The organism is Ferruginibacter sp., from assembly GCF_028288465.1.
GTDB lineage: Bacteria > Bacteroidota > Bacteroidia > Chitinophagales > Chitinophagaceae > Ferruginibacter.
Genome location: NZ_JAQBNR010000071.1, coordinates 1 through 13,064, shown reverse-complemented (window position 1 = coordinate 13,064; position 13,064 = coordinate 1). Strand labels below are relative to the sequence as shown.

Here is a 13,064-nt window from a genome sequence, read left to right as displayed (position 1 = left end):
AGGGTTGCGGGCAAATAGCATAAAGGGTTTAAGTTTGCAGTTCAACACCATTTGATGAAGATTAAAAATGTTTTATACACCGCTGCTGCTGTTTTTTTTATTTACTTTATTACGGTTACCGGAAGCGGTTGTGCACAGATTGGTGCACCAACCGGCGGCCCCAGGGATAGTATCCCGCCTGTTTTGGTTGCTGCCCTTCCTAAATTAATGACCACGAATTTTACCGGCAATAAAATCACGCTGGTTTTTGATGAGTACATCAATGTGCTGGACGTTCAAAAAAATGTGATTGTATCGCCTTTTCCAAAAACTTTCCCCATCATTACCTATAAATTAAAAGAGGTTAGTATTAAGTTAAAAGATACCCTGTTGGATAAAACTACTTATGCCATCAATTTTGGAAACGCTATTGTAGACAATAACGAAAGCAACCCGTTTAAGGAATTTACTTATGTATTTTCAACCGGCAACACCATTGATTCTTTAAAATTAAGCGGCAAAGTATTAATGGCCGAAACCGGCAAGCCAGATAGTACACTGCAGGCATTGCTATACCGCGATGCCCCTGATTCTGCTGTTGAAATAAGAAAGCCTAATTATATTGCCAGGATAGACCGCAACGGCATTTTTACTTTTACCAACCTTGCCCCGGGAGAGTATAAAGTGTATGCATTAAAGGATGGCGATGGCGGTAAAACCTACAACTCAAAAATTGAAAGTTTTGCTTTTGCAGATGAACCGGTTCGGGTAAGTGGCAAAAACGATTCGGTAAGATTGTACGCATACGAAGAAGAAAAAGATATAAAAAAAGCAGCTGGCCTGCCAGCCAAATCTGCCGCTGATAAAAAGCTGAAACTAACTCCCAGCCTGGGTACCGGTGCGGCCCAGGACATATTTACCAATCTTGAATTGCGCTTTAATAATAAATTAAAACTGTTCGACAGCACCAAAATAGTTTTGACCGACACCAACTTTATTAAGGTGGAAGGAGCCACCATAACGATGGATAGCACCCGTAAAATTATCATTGTAAAAAACAAATGGCCGCTGGAAACCGCCTACCGTTTAGTGATTCCAAAAGAGGCCATCGCCGATACCGCCAACAATACGCTGGCAAAATCTGATACGCTCAAATTTCAAACAAAAAAGGAAAGTGATTATGGTAGCATAACCCTGCGCTTTACCAAGCTGGATTCAGCACGCCACCCGGTAATACAGTTTTTAAACGGTGCTGAAATTGTAAAATCTGTAAAAGTTACGGCTGCCTCCTGGACGGATAAATATTTTAACCCCGGCGAATTCGAATTGCGCATTTTGTACGACGCCAATAACAATGGCATATGGGACCCAGGCAATTACAAAAAGAAAATTCAACCCGAGCATGCGCTCACACTAGATAAAAAATTAACTATCAAAGCCAATTGGGATAATGAGCGGGAAATAGAGCTTTAAAGGATAATTTTTTAATGGATATTGGATAATGCCTGCTGATTGCAAGGCTATTGTTTTCGAAAAGAAAGCATTTCGCCTGAATTGCGGAAAGTATCAGCCACAAAAAATTATCCATTACCCCATTATCAATTATCCATTAAAATAACCATTTATCTTTGCGCCATGATTTTTTCTTCTTCTCTTTTAGAAAATGCGGTGAATGAATTTGCACGCCTGCCGGGCATAGGAAAAAAAACAGCGCTCAGGCTGGTACTGCATCTTATCAAACAGGATGTGACAGATGTAACACGTTTCAGCGAAGCCATTTCATTGATGCGGGAAGAAATAAAATTTTGCTCCCGCTGCCACAATATTTCAGACGCTGCGCTTTGTAATATCTGCAGCAACCACAGCCGCAAGCAGGATCTGTTGTGTGTGGTAGAAAATATCCGGGACGTAATCGCCATAGAAAGCACCCAGCAATTCAACGGCATTTATCATGTACTCGGCGGCATTATTTCGCCACTTGATGGTGTAGGCCCCGACCAGCTGAACATAGATTCCCTTGCTAAAAGAATGGAAACAGAATCTATTACAGAAATCATTTTTGCCCTCAACGCCAACATCCAGGGCGACACGACCATTTACTATATCGGAAAAAAATTAAAAGCATATCCCGTAAAAATTACCACCATTGCCCGCGGTATTGCCTTTGGCGGCGAGCTGGAATATGCTGATGAAATGACGCTGGCCAAAAGTATCAGCAACCGTATACCGGTTGAAAACTACATCAATGCCGGAAATTAGCCCCGCTCAATCTATGAACTTCTGTGCCGTCCGCATTTTGCTATAACGTAAACTTGTCCTAATTTTACAGGGTTACAGGTGGATTTGTTTATTGTTCAGCCTGTATTCAACAGCCTTCAAAGGCCAAGTGAACTAATAAACGAAAGCAACTCCCAACATCTTCTCCCGGATTTGATTCTCGTTTAATAGTTTACGATTTTTTAGTGAGCCGTTACAGCCATGTTCAGCATCGTTGTGTCACTCACTTCAACTATTAGTTAATAATTTAACTTTTATTAAAGCGATGAAAAAAACATTAAAAGATTGCCTTAAAGAACGGATACTAATCATTGACGGCGCCATGGGCACCATGATACAACGGCATAAATTAAAGGAAGCCGATTACCGCGGCGAACGTTTTAAAGACTGGCATACGGATGTACAGGGAAACAATGACTTGCTGAGTATTACCCAGCCTGGTATTATCATTGGCATACATAAAGAATACCTGGAGGCAGGTGCCGACATTATTGAAACCAATACCTTCAGCAGTACGGTAATTGCGCAAGCTGATTATGATATGCAATCGCTGGCTTATGAACTAAATGTGGCGTCAGCACAGTGCGCCAGAACAGCTGCAGATGAATACACTGCCAAAAATCCGGATAAGCCACGTTTTGTTGCGGGTGCTATTGGCCCGCTCAATAAAACATTGTCGCTGTCTCCGGATGTAAACAATCCGGGCTTTCGTGCAGTAACTTTTGATGAAGTAGCCGCGGCCTACACTGAGCAAATAAAAGGCCTTGTAGATGGCGGCGTGGATATGTTACTGATTGAAACAATCTTTGACACACTGAATGCTAAGGCCGCTGTGTATGCAGCTAAAAATTATTTCAGAACAAATGGTATTGCCGAATTGCCAATCATGATTTCCGGCACCATCACAGATGCCAGTGGCCGAACTTTAAGCGGTCAAACGCTGGAAGCTTTTTATATTTCGCTGCAGCATGCCAACCCCATCAGCATCGGGCTTAACTGTGCATTGGGCGCACAGGAAATGCGGCCGCATATTGAAGAGTTATCTTCCATTGCCAGTTGTTATACATCTGCCTATCCCAATGCAGGCTTGCCCAATGCCTTTGGTGAGTACGATGAACAACCGCATGAAACAGCGCATATCATTGAAGAATGGGCGGCGAATGGCTGGTTAAATATCGTTGGCGGATGTTGTGGCACCACACCGGATCACATCAAACATATTGCAGATGAAGTGGCTAAATATAAACCAAGGGAGTTACCCGTGCTGGAAGAAGCTTTATAAAATCCAATTTCCGGGACAGTGTCCCGGAAATTGATTCAGAATAAAAATAATTGAGTAAGATAAGCACCCTACAATTAACGTCAGCAGAGTAGATTCTTTGATATAACGATTTGTGATATCAAAAATTACAGGACGTGGAGTTGCAAGTAAACTTCCATATGCATTTACAAAGCATGGTGTGACCAACTGTAGCAGCGTATTAGGTTATGAAACTGTAAAATAGGTCGTCAAAAAAATATTAAATATCAGCAAGCCACAGGGCAATTGAAGTATAAAATTATGAGCGAAAATATTCACATCAAACCTTACCTGCGTTTAAGCGGATTGGAGCCACTGGTTGTCAGGCCTGAAACAAATTTTGTAAACGTTGGTGAACGAACCAATGTAACCGGCAGTAAAAAATTTGCCCGTCTGATTAAGGATGGTAAGTATGAGGAAGCCCTTAGTGTGGCCCGCCAACAGGTAGAAAGTGGCGCACAGGTAATTGACATCAACATGGATGATGCCATGCTGGAAGGCGTGGAAGCAATGACCACCTTCTTAAACCTGGTACAGGCAGAACCGGATATTGCAAAGATTCCCATCATGATTGATTCTTCCAAATTTGCCATCATCGAAGCCGGCTTAAAATGTGTGCAGGGTAAGTGCATCGTGAATTCTATCTCGATGAAAGAAGGCGAAGCCAAATTTATTGAGCAGGCGTTTATTTGTAAAAGCTATGGCGCTTCGGTTATTGTGATGGCGTTTGATGAAGTGGGGCAGGCTGATACCAAACAACGCAAAATCGAAATCTGTCACCGGGCCTATAAAATTCTGACTGAACAGGTTGGGTATGATCCGCAGGATATTATTTTTGATCCCAACATTTTTGCTATTGCTACCGGTATTGAAGAACATAATAATTATGCTGTTGATTTTATAGAAGCTACGAAAGAAATTAAAAGGCTAATGCCTTTGACCAAGGTAAGTGGTGGTGTAAGCAACGTATCATTTTCTTTCCGCGGCAATGACCATGTGCGGGAAGCCATTCACAGCGTGTTCCTCTTTTATGCCATTAAAGCAGGTATGGATATGGGTATTGTTAATGCCGGCCAGCTGGTGGTGTATGATGAAATAGATCCCACTTTACGCGACCTGTGCGAAGACGTAATTTTAAACCGCAACAATGATAACAATGAAGCGACAGAAAAATTAATCATCCATGCTGAAACAGTAAAAGCAAAAGGCAAGGTAGAGGTGAAAGATGAAAAGTGGAGAAATGAACCGGTAGAAAAAAGGCTTGCCCACTCGTTGGTAAACGGCATTACAGATTACATTGATGCAGATACAGAAGAAGCCCGTCAAAAATATCCGAAGCCATTGGATGTTATTGAAGGTCCGCTGATGGATGGAATGAACATCGTGGGTGACTTGTTTGGCGCAGGCAAAATGTTTTTACCACAGGTTGTAAAAAGTGCCCGTGTAATGAAGAAAGCGGTGGCTGTATTAACGCCTTTTATCGAACAGGAAAAAGAAGACAGGAAACAGGCGCATCTTGCCGCAGGGACTACTAATGAAGAGGCAGCTGGCGCAGCAAAAATTTTATTGGCTACCGTAAAAGGGGACGTACATGATATCGGTAAAAATATTGTAGGCGTTGTATTAGGTTGCAACGGGTATGATATTATTGATCTGGGTGTAATGGTAGCAACAGATAAAATTCTGGATGCGGCCATCAAAAACGATGTGGACATCATTGGGCTGAGCGGGCTCATTACACCCTCATTGGATGAGATGGTGCATGTGGCGCACGAAATGAAAAGAAGAGGCATGACACAACCACTTTTGATCGGTGGCGCCACAACCAGCCGTATGCACACGGCCGTAAAAATTGCGCAGGAATATGATAACGGTGTGATACATGTACTGGATGCCAGCCGCAGCGTAACCGTTGCCGGCAGCTTACTAAACAAAGAAACAAAACCTGAATTTTTAAATGGTATCAAAACCGAATATCATAAATTAAAGGAAGATTTTGCCAGTCGCAAAACAGTCAAGAATTATTTACCTTTTGCAGAAGCCCAACAAAACGGTGCTGCAGTTGACTGGGACAATTTTACACCGGTAGCACCAGCATTTACCGGAACAAAAGTTTTCAATAATTATGACCTTGCTGAAATAGCTGAATACATTGACTGGCAGCCCTTCTTCATTGCATGGGAAATGCACGGCAAATTTCCTGCATTGCTTACGGATACAGTGATTGGTGTTGAAGCAACCAAATTATACAATGATGCCAAAAAATTACTGCAGCAAATTATTGCTGAAAAATGGTTAACGGCAAGAGGCGTTATTGGTTTTTGGCCTGCTACTAAAACATCACCAGATACGGTTGAAGTAAAAGATGAAGCGACCACTTTAAAGCTTGAATTTTTACGCCAGCAAATAAAAAAAGCGGCCGGTCAGCCCAACCTATCTTTAAGTGATTTTATTGCACCGGAGGCCACTGGTCTCAAGGATTTTATAGGCGCCTTTTCAGTAACTATTGAAGGCATCGAGCCCCATATCAAAAAATTTGAGGAAGCTCATGATGATTATAATAAGATCATTTTACAGGCTTTAGCCGACCGTTTTGCAGAAGCATTTGCAGAACTGCTGCATAAGAAAACCCGTATTGAATACTGGGGTTATGTATCAGACGAACATTTAACCAATGAGCAATTGATAGGCGAAGCCTACCAGGGAATCAGGCCAGCACCAGGCTATCCCGCATGCCCTGACCATACAGAAAAATACAAACTGTTTACTTTATTAGGTGGTGAAGCTACCACCGGGATTCACCTCACAGAATCATTGGCCATGTATCCTGCGGCATCGGTATGTGGCTGGTATTTTGCTAACCCGGCAAGTAAATATTTTGGTGTGGGCAAAATAAATGATGATCAACTGAAAGATTATACAGAGAGAAAAGCAATGCCACCGGATGAAGTAAAAAGGTGGCTGCGCCCCATTCTGGAATAACGTAGCGGATTATAGCTGTTATTTTATCTTGCTGACACCTCAAAAATGTAAGCGTAGATAAAACAGTAGGCTATGGTTTTATCTACGTTAAGCCATTGCAATGGCTTAAAATATCCTGAGCCAAAACTATGATTAAAAGATAGTTTTGGCTCAGGATGTTATCTTTCTTTTTGCCATGCAACAAACAACTGGTCAAGATTCAGGTATTGATCAACCAGGCCAATACTATTTTCGTTTGGCTGAATGCCTGTACTGGTAATGAGCGTAATAAAAAGATGTTTGTTGATATTTGTTTCAGCCCTGAAAATATTTTTCTTTTGTTGTAAGGCCGCAGCATACTTTTTATCCAATGAAAATTGAGCCTCGTAAAACTTAATTTCGCAAAGGTTAATACAGTTGTCCCTCCGGTTAATTACAAGGTCAATTTGCGCTCCACCATTATTGTTATTGCCTTTACTTCTCCAAATAGATGTTTCGCTGTAACTGCCGCTGATCCCAAGGGCTATTTTAATAGCAGGAATGTGTTTGCTACACACACTTTCAAATGCGAAACCGCTCCAACTTTTCCAGGCAGGCGTGTCACTTAACCTTAGCCAGGTACCTTTGCTGCCATCGCGGTTGGCCGCCATAAATTTTAAATAAAACAAGGAGTATTCGTCTGTAAGTTTATAAATGCTATCCTTACTTTTTTTCCCAATCGGAATATAAGGTGTAATAAAACCAGATGCCGATAATTCATCCAGCAAATTAGTGGTACTACCGCCGCTTTGCAACTTACACAATTTGATAATTTCATTACGAGTTAACCCCATCGGTTTTGCGGCCAATGCTTTAATTACTTTAAAGTGGCGATCCGCAGTATCGAACAATGCTTTATATAAATCAGTAAACTCATTGTATAAAAACCCGTTTTTTGTAAAGCATGTTTTTTCAATAATCTGTGCAGCACTGTGGCCTGGCGTTGCCTGGTTTAAATAATGTGGTACACCTCCAAAAGCCATGTACAGTTGGGTTATCTGGTAGCGGTTCAATTGTACATTTCGGCTTTTTAAAAAGGCTTCCGTTTCATATAGTGTAAAAGGTTGCAAGGCAATTTTTTGGGTAATACGGTTGTGCAACCCTCCTTTATTACGTACTACATTTTGTATCATCCAACTGGCTGCAGACCCACAAAGAATAATGGCCAGGTTATTTTGCTTACTGGCCCAGGTATTCCAGAATTGCTCAAAGGCGGCCAAAAAATTAGACTTGGGTGTTTGCATCCAGGGGAACTCATCTAAAAACAGGATCACTTTCTTTCGGCGTAATTTTTTTTGCACCAGCTTTGATGTTAAATCAAAAGCAGCGAACCAGTCAGCAGCATCTGGTAAATCAATATTGGTATTTAGTTGTTTTGCCAGCGCCCGGCAATAACCATTTAACTGAACGGCAGTTTCTACATTATGGATCCCTGAATATTCAAAAATAATGTTCTTTTGTAAGTGATTGCGTATAAGAAAAGTTTTGCCAATTCTCCGCCGGCCAAATACTGCTACCAAATCTGCGGTTGTACTTGCTAAAACCTCATCCAGTAAAGCTTTTTCTTCTTCTCTTCCAATGATAATCATCCAAATAAATTTAAATTATCTTAAGCCAAAACTACACTTTATTTCCAGTTTTGGCTCAACATCTCATTTTTATTTCAAGCCAAAACTTAATTTTATTACCAGATTTGGCTCAGAATAATTTAGTAATATTACTACATTAACTACCGTGTATTTTTATATTGCAAGGTAGTTTTAACTGGAAGCACCACAATTTCTGGATTAATTAGATTTTGCCGTACAATTCAAATGCGGGTGCCCGATTTTTGTATATTTTTGCAAATCATAAAGAAAGTAAATTGAATGACTAAAAGAGTATTAATCCAATATGTAGCCTGCATCTTAACACTAACTGTTGTTAATTCCTCCGTAGCAGCACAAACAAATAAAAAAGAAAGAAAAAAAGAATTCTATTTTTCATGGGGTTATAATAAAGAATGGTACACCAACAGCAAAGTAAAAATTGATCAGCCATCTCTTGGTAATCATTACAGCTTTGTAAACATTCGCGGCAATGATCATCCGGGATGGAACGAAGGCTTATTTACAAAAGCCATTTCAATACCACAATATAACTACCGCATCGGCCTTTTTGTAAATAAAAAAAGAGGCATCGCTTTTGAAATAAATTTTGATCATACCAAGTTTATTTTTACAGATCAGCAGGCAAGAGTTAAAGGTACACTTAACAAAAGAACAGTAGATACAGTTGTAAGTTTCCGCCAGCCAGATTTTTATTATTACCTGAATAATGGAGCCAATTTTTTACTGTTTAATATTGTTAAGCGTTCGCAATGGTACAGTAGCAACAATGAAAAAGTAAAGATTGATTTTTTAGCCAAAGCAGGTATAGGTCCGGTTATTCCGCATGTTGATAACAAATTTTTCGGCCAGGCAAATGATGCACATTTTCAACTCGGTGGCTGGAACATGGGTGTTGAAGGAGCCATCAGGGCGACGTTTTGCAAGTATGTTTACCTGGAGTATTGCAACAAAATTGATTATGCCCGTTACTCAAATCTAAAAATATATCAGGGCACAGCCAAACATGCTTTCGGTACTTATGAAATGATTTTGAATCTCGGTATTACTTTCCCTGCTGGTGGAAAAGTAAAATCATAACTGCTATATTGAATTTGTAAACTTCAACTAATTTTTCTCATGCGCATCATTTCCTATAATGTCAACGGCATTCGTGCTGCTTTTAAAAAAGGGTTTATCGACTGGCTCAAAACCAACCCGGCGGACATCATCTGCCTGCAGGAAACAAAAGCTACCAAAGATGATGTAGACTTTAAACAACTGGATGAATTGGGGTTTCATCATCATTGGTTTAGTGCGCAAAAAAAAGGATACAGTGGTGTTGCTATTTTTTCAAAAATCAAACCGGATAATGTGGTGATTGGCTGCGGCCTTCCATCCAGTGATAATGAAGGACGCATAATACAGGCTGATTTTGGAGATATCCGTTTAATCAATGCCTACTTTCCGTCGGGTACTTCCGGTGAAGAAAGGCAGGCTTTTAAATATGTTTGGCTGGATGAATTTCATGCATGGGTGAACGATTTAAAAAAGCAATACCCCAAATTAATTTTAACCGGCGATTACAATATTGCTCATAATGAAATAGACATTCACGATCCAAAGGGTAACAAAAATTCTTCTGGTTTTTTACCACAGGAAAGGGAATGGATGAGTCAATTTTTAGCCAGTGGCTGGATAGATACTTTCAGGGAATTTCATCCCGAACCACACCGTTACAGCTGGTGGAGTCAGCGTTTTCCAACAGTGCGTTTAAACAACAAGGGCTGGCGCATTGATTATATCACTGTTACCGATGCGCTTAAAAATCAGCTGGTAAGCGCAGACATTTATCCTGATGTAAAGCACAGTGATCATTGCCCGATTTACCTGGAGATAGATAATTAAATACTGCTGCCAGGTTAGCTGTCTTGTTTGATATCAGCAATTAAATCAGCTTACATTAATCACACAAAGTGCCTCAATGCGTAGGCATTATTCAACACTGGTGTTGATGGTTGAATACATTCATTGATCATATAATTTCATACAATTCCATCGTTAACCCGCAGTCTTCCGCACCTGCCTTAAAAAAATTTACATAATTGATAATTGCTTCGCTACCTTAGCCTTTACCCAATTTATGCCGTATGGAATTTTTGTCTATCCTTTTGCTGATTATTTTTTTAATTATCGTACTCAACCAAAACAGTAAAATAAGCCGGCAGCTTGAAAAGTTCGAAGGCGAGTTCAGGCTGCTAAGAAACCAGCTTATAAAATTAACGCCCGAAAAGATTGCTCCACCCGAACCTTCCACCATCAAAGAAGCAGATGTACCCGTTGAAGTAAAACCGCCGCTAAAAGATGTAAATACGTATACCAGCCTGTTTACAATAGCAGATGATCCGGAGCCTATTATAATATCGGCCCTGACTACAAATGAACCTCAGCCTACTGAACAACCAGCCACATTCAACGCAGGTGAGCAGGAAGAAATTTTGACCGAAAAAACAGAACCAGCAAAACCGTTGATCAATTCTCTGCCTGCAGGAGATTTTCCCAAACCAGCGCCCGGTTTTTTTGAGCGCCATCCGGATATGGAAAAATTTATTGGCGAAAATCTTGTCAATAAAATTGGCATCGCCATATTGGTGCTGGCCATTGGCTTCTTTGTAAAGTATGCGATTGACCAGGATTGGGTAGGCCCGGTTGGACGGGTATCTATTGGTATATTTTGTGGCGGTATACTGGTAGCCCTGGCACATCGCATGCGCAACAACTACAAAAGTTTTAGCTCCGTTTTGGCGGGAGGTGGTTTGGCTGTTTTTTATTTTACTATTACGCTGGCCTATCACCAGTTTCATCTTTTTAGTCAAACAACTGCGTTTATTATTATGGTAGTAATCACTCTATTTGCAGTGTTACTTTCATTGCTGTATAATAAACAGGAGTTAATTATTATCGCACTGGTTGGCGGTTTTGCTGCACCTTTTTTAGTGAGTGATGGCAGCAACAATTACAAAGCATTGTTTATTTATCTTATTATCTTAAACGCCGGTCTTTTAGTAATTGCTTTTAACAAAGCCTGGCGCCTGCTAAATTTGCTGAGTTTTATTTTTACCGTTATCCTGTTTGGCAGCTGGCTCATAACGCTGGGCTATGATGAACCGTTTTCCACTTACCGGAATGGTTTTGTATACGCTACCATTTTTTACCTGATGTATTTTATAATAAACATTGCCCATAATATCAGGGAGAAAAAGAAATTTATTGCTTCTGATTTCGGTATTCTGCTTGCAGGCACTTCCCTTTATTTTGCCGCTGGCCTTTACTGTATAAACAAAATGAATGCGACGGAATTCAAAGGCTTATTCAGTGCTTCGATGGGCATCTATAACTTAGCGGCTTCTTATTTTTTATTCCGTAAACAAAAAGCAGATTCTAATATTTTATACCTGCTGATTGGCATTACGCTCACCTTTATTTCTATCACCGCACCCATACAATTACATGGTAATTACATCACGTTGTTTTGGGCTAGTGAAGCTGTGCTGCTCTATTGGTTGTTTACAAAAGCAAGAATTACCATCATTCAATATGCATCGGTTCTTGTATGGTTATTAATGCTGATCAGCCTTTTCATGGACTGGTCTCAATTGTACATTCTTCAAAATAATGCCGTTAAAATCATCGTCAATAAGGGTTTCATCACGTCCATTTTTGCAGCGGCTGCTACTTACCTGTTATTCATGCTGCGCAGCAGAGACAATGAAACAAGTTTGGCAACAGGCATTAAAATCATTCCGCATCCAATGGTTTTTCGCCTGGGTGCAATTGTATTACTGTTCCTGGCAGGAGCATTGGAAATTAATTTTCAATTCAATTTTTATTATCCTGACAGTAACTTCAACATGCTTTACGTATTGTTGTACACAACAATATTTTTAAACATAGTAACCTACGTTAGTCCGAAAATTAAGTGGGCAAACCTGCATTGGCAAACCATTGCGTTGCTGCTGTCGGTTTCAGTGCTGTTATATCTATTGTTTGAAACACAGGTGTTTTTTATACAACAAAACATGCTCATTCATAACAGCAACGAAATACATATGCTGGCACACTGGGCAACAGCGCTTCTTGCAGCAATTGCGCTTTACAGATTAATGCGCCTTTTTAAAAGCAACAGCAATTCTATGAAAGACTTGTTTAATTTTTCAGCGTGGGTATTGTGCATTGTTGCTGTCATTTACCTCAGCTCAGAAATTGCTTTAATTGTGAATACTATTTTTTACAGTACAACTAACCCGCTCGAAAATATCCAACGCATTTATATAAAAACAGGGTTGCCCATTTTATGGGGTATGTGTTCATTTGGTTTTATGTGGCTGGGCATGCATTATAAATATCGTTCTTTAAGAATTATTTCGCTTAGCCTGTTTACGTTAACCCTGGCTAAATTATTTATATTCGATATCAGGAACATTCCCGCAGGCGGAAAGATTGCTGCTTTCTTTTGTCTTGGTATATTGCTGCTGATTGTATCATTTATGTATCAGCGCCTAAAAAAAATAATTATAGATAATGAAGCCAAAGTGGATTAGTGTTTTTTTCTTTAACCTGCTATGTCTTTGCTGTAGTGCGCAAACAGCCGGTTATAAATACTTTAGTTTGCTGGATACCGTTAAACAATCCAGCTTTTATAATATTGTTTTTACGCCGGAAATAAGCGCACGTGTAAAAACAGATTACAGTGATATCCGCATAGTAAATAAAGAGGGTAAATGGGTACCTCACCTTTTGGTATTGTCCCAAAACATAATTCAACGGGATCTTACCCCGGTTAATTTATCATACGAAATAATAGCAAATTCAAAAGTCAATACAATTGTTACCATTAAATCCCCCGGAGGGCTGACTTCCAA

The 13,064-nt window shown here is 40.1% G+C and carries 9 protein-coding genes; 8 read left to right on the top strand and 1 reads right to left on the bottom strand.

Translation table 11 applies throughout. The features are described 5' to 3' along the window. Positions 1–54: 54 nt before the first annotated feature. From JWR61_RS26600 to metH, 4 genes are all read left to right on the top strand, one after another. Positions 55–1,452 (top strand): Ig-like domain-containing domain, encoded by a 1,398-nt coding sequence (locus JWR61_RS26600; protein WP_301930680.1) that lies wholly within the window; start codon positions 55–57, stop codon positions 1,450–1,452. 162 nt (positions 1,453–1,614) lie between these two features. Continuing rightward, positions 1,615–2,238 carry a recombination mediator RecR gene (recR, locus tag JWR61_RS26595; RefSeq protein ID WP_301930679.1) on the top strand — a complete coding sequence of 208 codons (624 nt, stop codon included), beginning with the start codon at positions 1,615–1,617 and terminating at the stop codon, positions 2,236–2,238. 283 nt (positions 2,239–2,521) lie between these two features. Then, positions 2,522–3,538, top strand: coding sequence for a homocysteine S-methyltransferase family protein (locus JWR61_RS26590; protein ID WP_301930678.1), 1,017 nt, complete (start codon positions 2,522–2,524; stop codon positions 3,536–3,538). A 279-nt stretch (positions 3,539–3,817) separates the two neighbouring features. Next, positions 3,818–6,538, top strand: coding sequence for a methionine synthase (gene metH / locus JWR61_RS26585; protein ID WP_301930677.1), 2,721 nt, complete (start codon positions 3,818–3,820; stop codon positions 6,536–6,538). A gap of 158 nt (positions 6,539–6,696) precedes the next feature. Here the strand turns inward: metH and JWR61_RS26580 are convergent, their stop codons facing one another. Continuing rightward, positions 6,697–8,145, bottom strand: a complete 1,449-nt coding sequence (locus tag JWR61_RS26580) for an ATP-binding protein (RefSeq protein ID WP_301930676.1) — start codon at positions 8,143–8,145, stop codon at positions 6,697–6,699. A 279-nt stretch (positions 8,146–8,424) separates the two neighbouring features. Here JWR61_RS26580 and JWR61_RS26575 point away from each other — a divergent pair, with 279 nt between their 5' ends. From JWR61_RS26575 to JWR61_RS26560, 4 genes are all read left to right on the top strand, one after another. After that, entirely contained in the window at positions 8,425–9,243 is an 819-nt protein-coding gene (locus JWR61_RS26575; RefSeq protein ID WP_301930675.1) for a hypothetical protein, read from the top strand. Between the two features lie 39 nt (positions 9,244–9,282). Further along, positions 9,283–10,050, top strand: coding sequence for an exodeoxyribonuclease III (locus JWR61_RS26570; protein WP_301930674.1), 768 nt, complete (start codon positions 9,283–9,285; stop codon positions 10,048–10,050). Positions 10,051–10,292: 242 nt separating this feature from the next. Continuing rightward, a complete protein-coding gene (locus tag JWR61_RS26565; RefSeq protein ID WP_301930673.1) occupies positions 10,293–12,743 on the top strand; it encodes a DUF2339 domain-containing protein in 2,451 nt (816 codons plus the stop codon). Beyond that, on the top strand, positions 12,724–13,064 hold a 341-nt coding region (locus tag JWR61_RS26560), incomplete at its 3' end, for a hypothetical protein (RefSeq protein WP_301930672.1). The genes JWR61_RS26565 and JWR61_RS26560, both read left to right, overlap by 20 nt.